Here is a 15,218-nt window from a genome sequence, read left to right as displayed (position 1 = left end):
CCGACGACACATCGGGCCAGGCTGGACATGAGTCAGCGGATGTCCTTGCCAATCCACTTCATCGAGATCTTTTCGTAGCTGCCATCGACGAGCATGTCGTCGAGCGCCTTCTGCATCGCCGCCTTGAGCTCGGGGTTGTTCTTGCGCAGCGCAATGCCCATGCCTTCGATGCCGCCGTCTTCCTGGGGTGGAGTAATGATGCGAACGCGCTGTCCGGTTTCCTTGACGGCGACCAGCACCGGAACGCTGTCCATCACGATCGCGTTGATGCGCCCGGCTTCCAGGTCCACCAGCATCTCGGGAAGGCCCTTGTAGGTCTTCACCTTCAAGTTGCCACGTGCCCTGGCCCACTTGTCATGCGCATCCCCAAGCGTGACGCCGACCGTCACGTCTTTCAGGTCATCGAGGCTGTTGATCGGGGAGTCCTCCTTCACCACGATCGTGCGGCCGGCATGGTAGTAGGGACCTGCGAAGTCCACGGCCCTCAGACGTTCCGGAGTGATGGTCATGGAGGCGATGATGGCGTCGTACTTTTTTGCCAGGAGCCCGGCGATGATCCCGTCGAACGGCGTGGTGATGATGGTGACCTTTACCCCGAGCCGCTCGGCCAGGGCCTCGCTGATGGAGGCGTCGAACCCGACGATCTGGTTCTGCTCGTTGGCAAAGCTGAAGGGAGAGTACTGACCGCTCATGGCGATGCGAATCTCTTTGGCTTCCTGGATCGACTTCAAGTCATCAGCCTGAGCTGCTGCTGGGCAAAGGAGCGCCGCGGCCGCGACGGTGGATGCAGCAAGCAGACCCTTGAGCGTTCTGGTTAGCATGGGATGGCACCTTCGAAGAATTATTATTTATTGTTGTTGGGCTCTTCACCCTGGCCTCGGGGAAGCTTTGCACAGGCCACTCTGGAAAGCACCCGGCAAGGTGTCCGACTGCCGGACACATTGCCGGAGTTGGCCGACACTATGCCGGTCAGCCACGCTGCCGGTCGCTCGCGCCCCGATCCCGGTGCGCGAGCGATGTGCTACCGCAGTGCCGCCTTGAAGCTGTCGTCCAGGACTTCGAGCAGGAAGTCGGCGTTCCCTTGGCTGAAGATCATCGAAGGGCGCATTTTCAGAACGTTGTCGTGGGGGCCTTCGGTGCCGATCAGAATGCCGCGCTCCCGCGCGCCATCGGCGACCTTCCTGGCCAGTTGCGTGGCCGGCAGCTTGCTCTTGCGATCGGTGACCAGTTCCATCCCGAGGAACAGCCCGAGCCCGCGCACGTCGCCAATGGCATCGTATCGCTGCTGCAGCCGGCGAAAGCCATCGAGCAAGTAGTTGCCAATCGTCAGCGCATTGAGTTTCAGGTTGTCGCGTTCGATCACGTCGAGGACGCTCAGTCCCACGGCACATGAAACCGGGCTGCCGGCGAAGGTATTGAAGTACTCCATGCCATTGTCGAAGCTGTCGGCGATCTCGCGAGTGGTCACCACCGCCGACAGCGGGTGCCCATTGCCAATGGGTTTGCCCATCGATACCGCATCGGGCACGACGCCCTGGGTTTCAAAGGCCCACCAGTGGCTGCCCACTCGCCCGAAACCGACCTGGACTTCGTCGGCCAGGCAAAGCCCGCCCTCGGCACGGACCATTGCATAGACTTCCTGCAGGTAGTTTTCCGGGAAGAACAGCTGCCCGGCGACACTGGGAATGGACTCTGCCAAAAAGAATGCCGGGGCCCGGCCCTGCTTGCGCATGCAGTCGATCTGCTCGGCGACACTGTGTGCGAAACGCCGGCCCAGCTCCTCGAACGGCCAGTCATCGGCAGCGTGGTAAGCATCCGGCACGGCCGCCTCGAACACATGCTCGGCACGTCCCTTGCCGGCCTTGCGCTTGTACTTGTAAGGGCTGAGGTCAATCAGCTCCTGCGTGGTGCCGTGGTAGGCCCAGTCCAGCACGATGGCATCGTTGCGCCCGGTGTGGTTGCGCGCCATGCGCAGCATCAGGCTGTTGGCTTCACTGCCCGAGCAGCCGAAGGAGGCGACCGCCAAGCCCTCGGGCAAGGTAGCGGTGAGTCGCTCTGCGTACTCCACGATGTTGTCGTGCAGGTAGCGCGTGTTGGTGTTCAGGCGTGAGGCCTGTTGCGCAAGTGCTTGCACCACGTCGGGGTGAGAGTGGCCGAGATGGCACACGTTGTTGAAACAATCCAGGTAGGCCCTGCCGAAGTTGTCGATCAACCAGACCCCATCACCGCGCACGAACTTGATCGGGTCCGAATAGGAAATCGACAGGTTGGGCAGCAGCAGCTCCTTGCGTTTCGCCACGATCTGGGCCTTGGTCCTGCCTTCCTGGCTATAGGTTTCCGCAGGGATGCCGGCCAGCGTCGATGCGTCGGGGAACAGGTCGGCCCACACATCAAGGTAAGCCCGCTCACCAACGCCGATGAATTCGCAGGCTTTCAACTTGATGTCAGTGGACATCTGGACATGCAGGTGCGGGAGCCAGCCGCCGTTTTCCGTATCCGCCCCCATGTAGCCCACCAGCGCGCCGGCCTCAAGGCAGTCGCCAGGCTGCAAGCGGTCCAGTGCTTCGTGGGCCATGTGGCCCCACAGGGTGAGGAAGGGCGGGCAGCCTTCAGGGGAGTGCTTGAGCATGATCAAGCCGCCATAACCCAGGGGTTCCCGCTCGACCTCGACGCTCTGCACCACGCCGGCAACCGGTGTGTACAAGGGTGTGCCCGCCGGCATGATCAAGTCGACGCCCAGGTGAATGATCCGCCGCTGCCCTTCGATGAATCGCGATTCAAATGCCGTGTCGGTATAGATCGTCCGTTCTTCGCCCCAGGGCCCGATGCCGAGTGGCACCTTGTGTTCCCTTGAGAAGTCATTCCACCACTGGGTCGCCTCTGCCGGACGTTGTTCGGCAGAAGCGATCGTCATCACGTGCGAGGCATCGCCGAATGGCACGATCACCTTGTTCAGGGTCGCCGCCGCGGGACGCACGAGGTCCGCGAAGGACTGGCTGTTTTCGGCGACCCAGCGGCGAACCGCACCGGCCCCCTCGATCGCGTCATAACCACAGGCTTTGCGCAGGATCGCCGTCGCCAGGCGGGGGTTTATGCGATCCATTTTTTCCAGCAGGCGCCAGGCCGGGGCTTCGCTGATCGCCAGGTAGGGATTGTCCTGGGCCTGCTGGTGCCGCGATGCCGACAAGGTGACGCTGATAACCAGGCGCATCGCGATGAGATTGAACAGCACGTCCAGCTCTTGCGGTTGCAGGGGGTGCCTCTCGTGGAAGCCGGCGGTGAGGGCGGCGGCCGCGCCGATGGGGTCTTCCATGTCGAGAATGGCGTAGGCACAGGTGATGGCCACTTCGGCGATGAGCACCGTATGCACCGCATCGCCAAAATCGATGATGCCCGAGACGGTCTGGGGGTTCTGCGGATCGACGAGGATGTTCCAGTCATTGCCGTCGTTGTGCACCACCTGGGTGCGCAACCGTGAAAGTGTCGGTTGGACCGTCTTTTCGAAGGCATCGATGAACCGTTCCAGGATGGCCCTTTTGCCAGGGTCCTTGATGAAGTGCAGGCGCGACCTCGAACGGGCGGCGTGACGCAGGTCCCAGTCCAGGACCCGCACCGCCCCCGGATGGATGAAACCCTGGAGCGCCCGGTCCATGTCACCGAAGGATCGGCCCAGGCTGCGCATGAGTTCGACCGTGCGCTGGACCTCGGCCAGCGGTGTCCCATGCAACCAGCTCACCAGGCGGACCACGTGGGTTTCGCCGGAGGGCGCCACCGCACCAGCGAGGAAATCACCTGCAAGGCTTTTCTTGAGCACGGGCACGGCAAGCTCGGGACTGTGGCTGGCGAGATGGCTGAGGATGGCCGTCTGCAGCTCGCTTTCGATTCGCGGTTCGGTCGAGTTGACGACCTTCAGAATCCAGCCCGCATCGGTTGCCGTCTTCAACCGGTAGTTGCAGTCTCGCTCGCTATCCAGTGGGGTGGCCGTACCGGTCACATTGAAAAGCTGCTTGGCCAACTGCTCGGCATCACGGCTCGAGAACTCGGGAGCGGGGTGGGAAAGGTCGGTCATGGTAGTGGTTTTCCAAGTTATTTTTTTCAGTTAGCTTGGCATGCGAAGTCTTGGCGGGCAGTAGGTATGCGGTCGGCTTTGGCCTGCATATTGTCGGAATCGACCGGCACAAAATCGGTAGCAGATTTGGGGAGTTCCAATGCGCGACCTGGACGCGAAAGATCGCGAAATACTCGAAATCCTGTCCAAAGAGGCGCGGATTGCCTTGAAGGCCCTGGCCGCGAGAATCGGCCTCTCACGAAGTGCTACCAGCGAGCGGGTCATCAACCTTGAACGCAATGGCGTGATCAGGGGTTATCGGGCCGATATCGGCGAAATCGATGCCCACGTGATTCGCGCCATTCTCCTGGTGAGCCTCAAGCGCACGCCGGCCATGGGCCTGCTGGATGTCCTGGCGCAGAACTCGCAGGTACGACGTGTCTCTTCGGTCAGTGGCCAACTCGACCTGGTGATCGAGATCGAGTCACGCACCATCGACGACCTGAATCGAGTCAGGGATGCCGTGGCCACTCACGAATCCGTCGAGGACATCACCACGGCGGTGGTGCTTCGCCGCGACATCGACCGACAAGCTTCCTGATTCACGGCGGCAGGAGGACCTGCGCAAGGCGCTTGCGGAAAGTGCCGGGCACGTGTTCGCCGGCTCCCGCCCTGTATCCCTGCCACCTGCCGAGGCGGCGTCGGCTGGTGTCTTGCGGCCCTGTGGTCATTTGGCGGGACAAGGCCCATTGCCCTGGTCACGCTGCGCCATGGAGGCGAGCTCGCGCTTTTGCTGCAAATGCCCGCTTCGCGCCCCTGTACAACCCCTGCTGGCAAACAATAAAATGAGAAGCATTATCATTAGTGCGAATCTCTCATGCACAACAACAGCATTGCCTCGCCCGTTGCCCAGTTGTATGTGAACCATCACGGCTGGCTGCGTGGCTGGCTGCATCGGCGCCTGGGGCACACGGCCGATGCCGAAGACCTGGCCCACGACACCTTCATCCGCGTGCTGCGCTCCCAGGAGGATGTGCGTGAGCTGCGCCAGCCCATGGCGTTTCTGGCCACCATCGCCAATGGCTTGCTGATCAATCGCTGGCGCCGCCAGGCGATCGAGCGGGCATACCTGGAGGCCCTGGCGGCCCGACCGGAAGGGGAGGAGCCTTCGCCGGAGGCGCGACTGCTGATGATCGAGACTTTGCTGGAGCTGGATTCACTGCTGGTGGGGCTGTCGATGCAGGTGCGGCAGATCTTCTTCCTGTCCCAGCTCGACGGCCTGACCTACCCGCAGATCGCCGCGCAATTGAGCCTGAGCGTGGCCCAGGTGCAGCGGGCCATGGGCAAGGCCTTCAGCGTCTGCTATGCGAGTCGTTTCGAATGAATGGCATGGCCGTCGACCCGCAGGTGCGCGACCGGGCCATCGACTGGCTGGTGCGGTCGCAGTCCGGACTGATGAGTGCCGGCGAGCAACAGGCCCTGGAGCGCTGGCGGCAGTCCTGCGCCGAGCATGAGCAGGCTTGGCAACGGGTCAGCAGCCTGCCCCTGCTGTTGCAGCCGGGGGCCGGGCTGCTGGCCGACGCCACGGCGCGCCGGACCCTGGAGGCAGCGGGGGCCGACCCTCGGCGGCGCCGGCAGTTGCTCAAGTGCCTGCTGGCCTTCGGGCTGCTGGGCGGACTGTCCTGGCAGGGCGCGGACTCGACCCTGGTGCGCTCGGCCCTGGCCACCTATCGCACGGGCGTCGGCGAACGGCGGCGCTGGGCCCTGGCCGATGGCAGTGGGCTGTGGTTGAACACCGCCAGTGCGGTGAACCTCGAGTTCAATGCTCAGCGGCGCAGCGTGCAGTTGGTCGAGGGCGAACTGGCCCTGGACGTACGTGGCCCATCCCCGGCACTGCAACTGCTGACGCCCGATGCGTTGCTCCATGGCCAGGGCGCCCATCTGCTGGTGCGCCACGATGCCCAGGGGACCCTGGTCACGGTGCTGCGGGGGCAGGTGCAGGTCGATGCCCGGCGACGCCCGGCATTCCTGAGCCTGGAGGCCGGCTGGCGGGCGCGGATCGACAGCCGCGGGATCGGCGTGCCCAGCCCCATCGATCCGGCGCTGGCCCAGGCCTGGCTACGTGGCATCCTGCCGGCCGAGCGCATGCGCCTGGATCAGGTGCTGGCCGAGCTGTCGCGCTATCGGCCGGGCGTGCTGCGTTGCAGCGAGGCGGTGGCGGCCCTGCGGGTGACCGGCAGTTTCCAGCTGGACGATACCGATGCGGCGCTGGCGCTGATCGCCCAGACGCTGCCGGTGCGCATCGAACGCCGGACCCGCTACTGGGTGACTGTGGTGCCGGTCTGAAAATATTTTTTCCTTTGCCCGCAGTTTTTGCCGAGCTCGCGGGGCCTCTAGGTATTACCCACCGGGACAGGTGGGTGCCAACCCCTAGGAGCCTTGCATGACATCCCCCGCCCGTGCCTTGCGCACCCGCACATTTGCCCTGCTATTTCTCAGTTTGCAGCCACTGGGCAGCGAGCTGGCGTTTGCCGTCGGCGAGCGCCAGTACCAGATCGATGCTGGCCCGCTGGACCAGGTCCTGGCGCGTTTCGGGGCGCAGGCGGGTATCAGCATGGCGGGCAATGCCTTGCTCACCGCCGGCAAGACCAGCCGGGGCCTGCACGGTGAATTCACCGCCGAGAACGGCCTGAGCCAGTTGTTGCAGGACACCGGCCTGGGCTTCCAGCGCCAGCCCGACGGCGGTTATGCCTTGCGCCTGCGCCAGGAGTCGGTGGCCCTGCCGGTGCAGAAGATCAAGGGTGAAAACCCGGACGAGGAGGAGGTGTACCGGGCACCGCGTTCCTCGGTGTACATCTCCAGTGAAGACCTCCAGCGTTTTGGTGTGGTGTCGGTGGGCGACATGCTCAAGGGCCAGCCCGGCGTCCAGGTGGGCGACAGCCGCAACGGCGGCGGCCTGGACGTGAACATCCGCGGCATCCAGGGCCAGAGCCGGGTGGCGGTGACGGTGGACGGCTCGCAGCAGGCGCTGGATGTCTATCGCGGTTACGCCGGCACCCAGCAGCGCAGCTACATCGACCCCGACCTGATCAGCGACGTCAGCATCGACAAGGGGCCGAGCCTGACCTCCAGTGCCATTGGCGGCACGGTGAAGATGCGCACCATCGGCGTCGACGACATCCTGCGCGATGGCAAGGATGTCGGCCTGCGCTTGAAGGGCGACTTGTGGAACAACGGCGTTGCGCCGGCCTCGCGCGATGGCCACTCCAGGACCCAGGACCTGTATTCCGAGCCGCACCAGAGTCGCGGCGGCCTGTTCGGTTCGGAAGCCGAGGCCGGCAGCGCCGCATTCGCCTATCGTCACGATCTGTTCGATGTGGTGGCCGCCTACGCCAAGCGCAACCAGGGCAACTACTTCGCCGGCAAGAAGGGCCAGGACCGCTACCGCGTCTACAACCGTTATGGCGACGAAGAGAGCAGCGTGGCCAAGACCTACAACGCCGGGGAAGAAGTGCTCAACTCGTCATCGCGAACCGAGTCGTTCCTGCTCAAGACCACCCTGCGCCCCGCGGACGGCCATACCTTCGAGCTGGGTTATCGCCGCTACGACGGACGCATCGGCGAGATCATGCCTTCGGACATCTTCCGCTTCGGTACGGGTGGCATCTACCAGTACCCGCTGGGCCATACCAAGATCGACAGCTACACCGCGCGCTACAACTACTTGCCCGACAACAATCCCCTGGTGGACTTGACCGCCGGCCTGTGGATGACCGACGCCCAGACCAGCCAGCTGACCTCGGTGGCGGCCCCGGCATCCCAGGCCTATCGTTCGGACCGCAGCTGGAGCCGCCAGGCCGACCAGCGCTTTGGCGGCGACCTCAACAACAGTTCACGGTTCAAGACCGACTATGGCGACTTGAAGCTGGACCTGGGCGGCTCGTTCCAGATCGAGGACCTGAAGCCGCAGAAAGGCGTGGTCACCACCCAGCACGACATCAACGCCAACCGCATGTTGCGCGAAGGTTCGCGGCAGGAGTTCAGCCTCAACGGCAAGCTGGAGTACAAGCCGGTGGAAACCCTGACCCTGTGGGGTGGCGGACGCTATACCTACTTCCGTACCAAGGATGAGATCCCCCAGGCCAGCGCCCGCCGCGAGGAGCTCGAACACAAGTACGTGATGGTTTCCAAGCCTGGCAACTACGGCTACCTGATGTGGTTCCCCGACCAGAGCGGCCAGTACACCGACGCCACCGATCCGCGGCTGAACAACGGCACCGTGTTCACCAACACCAACTTCCCGCTCGAGGGCACGCCCTACAATCAATATGGCGCCACCAGCACCAGCGTCTATGGTGCCCAGGTGGGGGAGGTGGTCACCGGGTATGACTATTCCGGCAAGGATCGCAACAGCGGCAGCGCCTTCGCCCCGGCCTTTGGCGTCAACCTGGAAGTGGCGCCGGATACCTTTGTCTACGCCTCCTACACCCAGGGCATGCGCATGCCTTCGCTGTTCGAGACCAGCCAGGGGGTACTGCAAACCATGCCGGGCAAGAACCTCAAGCCCGAGCGTTCGAGCAACTGGGAGATCGGTGCCAGCACCCTGCAGAAAGACTTGCTGGTGGACGGCGACTCGGCGGCGATCAAGGTGGCCTACTTCAACAACACCATCAAGAACTACATCACCCGCTACTACGACCCGAGCCCGGGCCTGTGGGGCCTGATGCGCTTCAGCAACACCGACAGCTACAAGACCAGCGGCCTGGAGCTGCAGACCCACTACGACGCCGGCCGGGTGTTCGCCGACCTGTCGTCCACCTACTACCTGAAGACCGAGACCTGCGACGCGGCCTTCGCCGCCACCTTGCGTGCCACCGCCAACCCCTACCAGAAAACCGCCGATACCCCGAACTGCACCCCGGGCAGCTTCATGGGCTCGTACACCAATACCCAGAACCCGCCGCGTTTTGCTGGCAACCTGACCACCGGCCTGCGCTTCTTCGACCAGAGCCTGACCCTCGGCACTCGCATTACCTATACCTCGGGACCCACCGTCACCGCCGACAAACCCTGGCAGACTGGCGCCACCACGCCTCAGGTGAACTACCGCGAAGTGGCCCTGGTGGATCTGTTCCTCAACTACAAGCTGCAGGAGCACACCAGCTTCAATGTCTCGTTGCAGAACCTCACCGATCGTTATTACCTGGACCCGCTGGCACAAAGCTTCATGCCTGCGCCAGGGCGCACGCTGAGGGTGGGGATGCAGACGAAGTTCTGAGGGCGGGTACATCGCAAGCGTCGGCATGAGCCGACGCTCTTTGGACTAGTTCTGCGTTCAGATGGACGTCATCAGCAGCCTAGGGTTTGGAGATGATGTCGAAGGTCAGGACATCGTCATACCGTCCGCTCTTGACGTTCTTCTCCGTGAATACTTTGAACGTCGGCACAAAGCAGGTCTTGCCGTTCTTGTTCAGTTTGAAGGGCTGAGTGCCGCTGGGCAAAACTACTCTTTTCGAACCGTCATCCAATGTCAAATAGTAAGGAAGTCCAGGGGCCTGGGTCTCGGTATGCTTGAGTAGATACCTGTTGTTGACGGCTGGGCCGTTGCGGCTGGCGGCCTTGATAAGGTATTCCTGATAGTTGATGAAGTTGCTGCCTTTGTAGTCAAGGCACAGTTGGTCTTTCAATGCAGGGAAATTCTTCTCCGTTTCACCACCGCGTTGCAATTCGCCTAAGTGCCAATCAGGAGCGGACATGCGGATGTTCAGGTCTTCGGGGGGAGGTGGAAGCGCTGGGTCGGCCACGGTCTTGCATCTATTGCTTGGCGAGCCGAGAGGAATATATCGAACCCCTTTGATTTCCCCGAAGTCATAATTGCTAGTGCCACTGACTTTATCAACGGTGTAATGCCCGGCGCGAACCGCCACCGCTGGCCACTGTTTGATCACAGCGTTGTCTATTGTGATGAAGACCGTTGAGGAACGGGCGCCGGTGAAGTTCCAGTACGAGCTATTGACGTTGGTATACAGCGAGTAATCAGCTCGGGTGAAAGTTAAGTCGCTGGGAGATCCGCCAATGTTCAGGGTTCTTACCGAGTTCTGGCCGGGTATTGGCTTTCCGGTTTCATTGTAGGCATAGATCATGATTGCTCGTGCCTTGAATTGCTCTTCCCCGAAGTTGCCTTTGGCCTCTTTCCAGACTATGTCTACCCTCAAGTTGCTCGTGCCATTGCCATTGTCGGTGTAGGAGCAGCCATGGTATTCAGCCATCGAGGCAAGAACAAGGCTGTTGGCCGATACCTGGTTGATACAGAGTCCGAAGGCGACCGTAAATGGCAATGTCAGCCATTTTGACCGGGGCAGGCAATACATGTTCGTTCTCCATTATTGAGCCTGCCCACGACAATCCGATACCCGAAGTGTCTCTGAGCGAAGCTTGCAGCGGCTCTTGAGATGCAGGCTGGTTAAATTCGGCGTGAACTGTTCCAGGCTTGCCCGCTGCCTGACAGGAGAAGATTCTGAAAGTATGGGTGAAGGGGATTTCAACCCGTATGGAAGCCTGCAAGGGCGACAAAGTGGCGCTCCCACTCATGGCACTGATGGAGCTTGGCCAGGCGCCGAGCATTTGCGATGTCCATGTTTTGGTCGTTGCGAAGGCCTGATGGAAGAGTGGCAGGTGTCCTGTGATGACCGCGATTGGGGTCATGAGGTTACGGCTTCAACCAGGCCTGAAAAGGGCAAGGCGAGTGGATGCAATCCTTCAGGCCCATCCGCCGGTTCCTCGCGCCTGCCGCCCAGGCCTGCCGACCAGAGGAACCTCGGATGCATTGCCATTTGATGAGGCTGTTGCCGAATCCTTTTGTTCGTACTTGCCCGGGGCCATGGTGAACGGTGCGGATCAGCCCGCAGGTTTGGGGAGCTAGAACAGGATTTCGACAGGCGTCCGGTTTCTGAAGAGATCCATCACCGGGCAAGAGTGGTCAACGCTTTCCTTGAGGGCGATGAGCTCGTCTCTGCTTGCCGTGCTATCGAATTTGACGGTCCCCCGTATCTCAGTGAAACCTGGACGGACTTGCTCATCGACTGCGAAAAATCCCCTGAGATCGATCTTGCCTTCAAGGGTTACGGTGACCTCTTTGAGGGGGATCCCGAGGGCGGCCGCGTGAAGGTGATAACTGATTTCCTGGCAGGTTGCCAACGCGGCGAGGGCAATCTCCACGGGGTTGGGGCCCTGACCGGTGCCCCCCAGGTTTTGCGGCTCATCGACATCCAGAACGAACTCGCGGATTTTAACCCGGCGATGCAGCGCCCCGTCGCCACTGCTAGCCACTGAAAAAGTCGCCTGGGCCTTTCCCGGGTTGTCCGTGAAAAAGCGCTGGCTCGAGAGAAACAGTGATTTAAGATGTTCGGACATGCACAATTCCTTTGTGTTTTCAGGTTCGAGAGCTGGATTTGTAGCGGTTGCACGAGCGTTGTGCAACCCGGGTCGGGCCTGATCGATTGCTGTCGATCCATGACGTCACCGACATATGCCAGTCGCCCGCCGGTCGCCGCTTCATCGAACTCCGGTGCGGGTGCCTGGCCTTGAGCCGCAGGCCGCGTTAAGGCCGTTGCTGATCGGGGCGCCCAGGCAGTGCTTGCTGGCGGACCGGGTTCCATCGTGCGCTACCCGTCAGGGATCAGCCCTGGCAGAAGCGGATGCGATTGCCGAAGGGGTCGTAGACTTCCAGGATCTTGCCCCAGTCTTCTTCGACGATATCGGGGCGGCCGTAGCCGTAGCGCTTGGCTTGCAGTTCATCGCGCAGCTGTTCGATGTTGTGCATCGGCACGAAGATCGTCGCCCCGGGGCTGGCATCGCCGTGGTGCTCGGACAGATGCAGTTGCAGGCCATTGCGGCTGATGCCCAGGTACAGCGGCAGGTCGGCTTCGAAGCGGTGTTCGAACTCCACGGCGAACCCGAGGAAATCGAGATAGAACTCGCGGGCCTTGGCTTCGTCGAACATCCGCAGGATCGGGATGGCCTTGTCGAAGCTGACCCCCTGGGGCTGTTCGTGGGGCAAGGCTGCGGCGGCGGTGTTCCAGTCCTTGTAGCCCAGTTGCCGGGCCACGCTTTCCAGCGCGGTGGCGTGGCTGATCGACTGGTCGTGGGCGGCGAGCGCGGTGCGCAGGCGCTTGGCCATTTGCTTGGCGTGTTCGAGGGAAATCATCGTTGCTCCTGTTCGCCGAGGTGCAGGGGTGCTCGCGTTGCCGGGCCTCGACTGTCAAGAGTGACGACAGGGTAGGGGGACAGCGATGCTTTCACCATTCCTTGCGGATGCGAGCGGCAGGTAGCATCGACCTGGGCCGATGATACACAGCGGGTTTTACCAGCGAAAGCAGCGTTGCGGAGTCAGGCCAGCAGTTCGCTGATCCAGCGGGCCTTGCGCTGGATGTCCTGGAGTTTCTCCTCGGGCACCGCCTGTTGCGCCCGGTCGAAATGGGCCAGGATCTTGTGCTTCTGGCGCAGCTTGCGCTGCCACTTGGCCAGGAACGCCGGGCTGCGCTCCTGCATCTGCAGCGGGCCGAAATACAGCTGCTCGACGCTGTAGCACGGGCTGTCACCGCGCTCGGCAACGATGATCTCGTAGTCGAAGCGGTTCTCGCGCAGCACTTCTTCGAAAAGGATGGCGTAGCCGTTGTCCATCAGCCATTGACGCAACGGCTGCTCGCCGCCGTTGGGCTGCATGACCAGGCGCTCGCGGCCATGCAGGCGTGCCTTGCCGGCCTCGAGGATGTCGCGGATGGTCTCGCCGCCCATGCCACAGAAGCTGATGGTGGTGATCCCGTCCCCGGGTTCGATCGCCGCCAGGCCGTTGGCCAGGCGCACGCTGATGCGCTGGCCGAAACCACTGGCGCTAGCACTGCGTTGGGCCGAGTGGAAGGGCGTCAGCGCCACTTCGCCAGCCACCGCCATCTCGATGGCGCCACGACGCAGCAACGCCAGCGGCAGGTAGCCGTGGTCCGAGCCGATATCGGCCAGGCGCGCCCCGGCCGGCACCTGGGCCGCGACGCGCTCCAGGCGCATGGACAATGTCTGTTCGTTCAACTGCAACCTCTTTTGTGCACGGGTACCCGGCGCTGCTGGCCGGATCGGTGGGCGATTCTGTCGGGCAATGCCATGCATTTCAAATGCCTGCGACGAATTTCCTGTCTGCGCGAGGAGGGGCAGTAGCCAGAGAAACCTTGTTTCGGTCATTTTTCCTGACCAGTTGGCCTCCCCATGTTTCAAGCCGGAATCCTGGGCTCGAGTCGAACAGGCCGTCTTTTAAAGTCGCCGAATCTGACCGGAATTTAAGATGTTTCTGATCTTTTTTCCTGGGCCCTTCCCTGAGAATGCAGTCGTCTGGATCGGAATACGACCAGTTTCAGGTCGGTAATCAACCAGTCCTACCTTCCAGGCATGACCTTGATCCTCCCGGGAATCTACTGGTGCACCCGTAGTGGTTCGCTTGAACGACCAGTCGAGTTCCCAGGACAAGCAGGAGAGCAGCGATGGACAAGAACAAGAACAAGAACAAGAACAAGAACAAGAAACGATATCTCAAGGCGCTGGCGGTGTTCCGGCGGCGCTACCTGCCGCCACAGGACGATCCGCGAGGTCATGGCCTGGGTTGGGCGGCGCTGCCGTGCTCGCATGCCTGGAAGGATCCCGAGCCCGCCATTTCAGGTTCCGGCCAGGCACACAGCGGGAGTCCGGCATGGTGTTCCTGAACGAATATGCGGGGGACTTGCTCAGGGGGCTGCTGGTCACCCTGCTGCTGGCGCTGGGCAGCTGGTTGCTGGCGTTCGCCGTCGGCCTGCTGCTGACTGTAATGCGACTGGCCAGGGTGCGGATCGTCGGTCCATGTGTCCTGGCGTTCGTCGAGTACCAGCGCAACGTGCCACCCCTGGTGCATCTGTTCCTGTGGTACTTCGGCGTCAGCAGCCTGCTGCCCGTGGGCCTCCAGGAATGGTTGAACGAGCATCACGGGGAGCTGATCTTCGCTGTGATCGCCATCGGGCTGTACTACGGCGCCTACTTCGCCGAGGACATCCGCAGCGGCCTGCGCAGCATCGCTCCGGGGCAGCAGGAGGCGGCGCTGGCCCTGGGCCTGGGCCAGGTCGGCACCTTGCGCCGGGTGGTCCTGCCCCAGGCATTACGCGTGGCGATCGCGCCTCTGCTGAGCAACACCGTGATGCTGATGAAGACCACCAGCCTGGCCATGGTCATCGGGGTGATGGAGCTGACCTACGTCACCAAGGAGGTGGCCAGCGGCACCTTCCGCATCTTCGCCTCCTATGGGTTGAGCACCGTCCTGTATGTGGCGGTGGCGCTGAGCCTGTTGCTGGCCGGCGGCTGGCTGGGCCGGCGCGTACGGATCAGGGGGCGCTGAGCATGCTGGAGATCATCCAGGAGTACGGATTGCTGTTCCTGATGGGGTCCTATCCCAATGGTCCGCTGGGCGGCATCGTCGCCACGCTGCTGTTGTCGATCATCGGCATCGGCCTGGCGTTCCCCTTGAGCGTGCTGCTGGCCCTGGCCCAGCTCAGCCCCGCAAGGGCGCTGCGCTATCCGGCCCTGGCCATCGGCTACCTGATGCGCAGCATCCCGTTGGTGATGCTGATCTTCGGTGCCTATTTCCTGGTGCCGATCATCCTCGGGCGACCGGTTGCCGGTTTCACCACGCTGGCGGTGACGCTGGTGGTGTTCCAGGCGGTGTACCTGGCGGAGATCGTCAGGGCGGGCATCGAGTCGCTGCCCAAGGGGCAGGGTGAGGCCGCCGTGGCACTGGGCATGGGCTACTGGACCCGGATCCGCAGGGTGATCCTGCCCCAGGCCCTGGCGAACATGCTGCCGAGCATGGTTGGCCAGTTCGTCACCACCATCAAGGACACCTCGCTGGGCTACGTGATCGGCGTCAACGAGCTGACCTACGCCGCCAACCAGGTCAACAGCACGGTGATCACCGAGCCCTTCAGCGTGTTCCTGGTGCTGTCGCTGGCCTATTTCACCCTCTGTTTCGCCCTGACCCAGGCCGCCCGCCTGCTGGAAGCGCGCCTGGCACGCAACAACGGGCGGACGCCCGGCACTTCCCCCAACCCACGCCCGGCTCCGGCCCAGGGGTATTGATCATGCACAACCACAACGCTGC

The 15,218-nt window shown here is 62.5% G+C and carries 13 protein-coding genes; 7 read left to right on the top strand and 6 right to left on the bottom strand.

Annotated features, from left to right (window positions below):
• Nucleotides 1–32 precede the first annotated feature (32 nt).
• Both LGQ10_RS07955 and LGQ10_RS07950 read right to left on the bottom strand, forming a co-directional pair.
• A complete protein-coding gene (locus LGQ10_RS07955) occupies nucleotides 33–821 on the bottom strand; it encodes an ABC transporter substrate-binding protein (RefSeq protein ID WP_226525217.1) in 789 nt (262 codons plus the stop codon).
• Nucleotides 822–1,021: 200 nt separating this feature from the next.
• Nucleotides 1,022–4,069: an aminotransferase class III-fold pyridoxal phosphate-dependent enzyme gene (locus tag LGQ10_RS07950; protein WP_226525216.1), complete on the bottom strand. Its 3,048-nt coding sequence runs from the start codon at nucleotides 4,067–4,069 to the stop codon at nucleotides 1,022–1,024.
• A 139-nt stretch (nucleotides 4,070–4,208) separates the two neighbouring features.
• Here LGQ10_RS07950 and LGQ10_RS07945 point away from each other — a divergent pair, with 139 nt between their 5' ends.
• The 4 genes from LGQ10_RS07945 (at nucleotide 4,209) to LGQ10_RS07930 (ending at nucleotide 9,326) form a co-directional block, all read left to right on the top strand.
• Nucleotides 4,209–4,649, top strand: a complete 441-nt coding sequence (locus LGQ10_RS07945) for an Lrp/AsnC family transcriptional regulator (protein ID WP_058434988.1) — start codon at nucleotides 4,209–4,211, stop codon at nucleotides 4,647–4,649.
• A gap of 276 nt (nucleotides 4,650–4,925) precedes the next feature.
• A complete protein-coding gene (locus tag LGQ10_RS07940) occupies nucleotides 4,926–5,432 on the top strand; it encodes a sigma-70 family RNA polymerase sigma factor (RefSeq protein WP_058434989.1) in 507 nt (168 codons plus the stop codon).
• A complete protein-coding gene (locus LGQ10_RS07935; RefSeq protein ID WP_226525215.1) occupies nucleotides 5,429–6,394 on the top strand; it encodes a FecR domain-containing protein in 966 nt (321 codons plus the stop codon). The genes LGQ10_RS07940 and LGQ10_RS07935 overlap by 4 nt, the downstream gene beginning before the upstream one ends.
• 97 nt (nucleotides 6,395–6,491) lie before the next feature.
• Complete coding sequence (locus tag LGQ10_RS07930) at nucleotides 6,492–9,326, top strand: TonB-dependent receptor (protein WP_226525214.1); 2,835 nt, start codon at nucleotides 6,492–6,494, stop codon at nucleotides 9,324–9,326.
• Between the two features lie 79 nt (nucleotides 9,327–9,405).
• Here the strand turns inward: LGQ10_RS07930 and LGQ10_RS07925 are convergent, their stop codons facing one another.
• The 4 genes from LGQ10_RS07925 to LGQ10_RS07910 all read right to left on the bottom strand — a co-directional run bounded on the left by LGQ10_RS07925 (nucleotide 9,406) and on the right by LGQ10_RS07910 (nucleotide 13,132).
• The gene (locus LGQ10_RS07925) at nucleotides 9,406–10,419 is read right to left on the bottom strand and encodes a hypothetical protein (protein ID WP_226525213.1); all 1,014 of its coding nucleotides are present in this window, start codon (nucleotides 10,417–10,419) and stop codon (nucleotides 9,406–9,408) included.
• 547 nt (nucleotides 10,420–10,966) lie between these two features.
• Nucleotides 10,967–11,461, bottom strand: coding sequence for an OsmC family protein (locus LGQ10_RS07920; RefSeq protein ID WP_226525212.1), 495 nt, complete (start codon nucleotides 11,459–11,461; stop codon nucleotides 10,967–10,969).
• Between the two features lie 265 nt (nucleotides 11,462–11,726).
• Entirely contained in the window at nucleotides 11,727–12,254 is a 528-nt protein-coding gene (locus LGQ10_RS07915; RefSeq protein ID WP_226525211.1) for a glyoxalase superfamily protein, read from the bottom strand.
• A 182-nt stretch (nucleotides 12,255–12,436) separates the two neighbouring features.
• The gene (locus LGQ10_RS07910; RefSeq protein WP_319003947.1) at nucleotides 12,437–13,132 is read right to left on the bottom strand and encodes a tRNA (adenine(22)-N(1))-methyltransferase; all 696 of its coding nucleotides are present in this window, start codon (nucleotides 13,130–13,132) and stop codon (nucleotides 12,437–12,439) included.
• A 446-nt stretch (nucleotides 13,133–13,578) separates the two neighbouring features.
• On the opposite strand from LGQ10_RS07910, the gene LGQ10_RS07905 reads away from it, so the two are divergent.
• From LGQ10_RS07905 to LGQ10_RS07895, 3 genes are read left to right on the top strand one after another with little or no spacing between them, the layout of a single operon-like run.
• Nucleotides 13,579–13,797, top strand: a complete 219-nt coding sequence (locus LGQ10_RS07905) for a hypothetical protein (protein WP_226525209.1) — start codon at nucleotides 13,579–13,581, stop codon at nucleotides 13,795–13,797.
• Nucleotides 13,785–14,459 carry an amino acid ABC transporter permease gene (locus tag LGQ10_RS07900; RefSeq protein ID WP_058436259.1) on the top strand — a complete coding sequence of 225 codons (675 nt, stop codon included), beginning with the start codon at nucleotides 13,785–13,787 and terminating at the stop codon, nucleotides 14,457–14,459. The genes LGQ10_RS07905 and LGQ10_RS07900 overlap by 13 nt, the downstream gene beginning before the upstream one ends.
• A gap of 2 nt (nucleotides 14,460–14,461) precedes the next feature.
• Nucleotides 14,462–15,196, top strand: coding sequence for an amino acid ABC transporter permease (locus LGQ10_RS07895; RefSeq protein WP_226525208.1), 735 nt, complete (start codon nucleotides 14,462–14,464; stop codon nucleotides 15,194–15,196).
• Nucleotides 15,197–15,218: the final 22 nt, after the last annotated feature.

Origin of the sequence: Pseudomonas sp. L5B5, from assembly GCF_020520285.1 — a bacterium.
Taxonomy (GTDB): Bacteria; Pseudomonadota; Gammaproteobacteria; order Pseudomonadales; family Pseudomonadaceae; genus Aquipseudomonas.
Note: the sequence above shows the minus strand (reverse complement) of the source record. Positions and strands in the feature narration are given on the sequence as shown.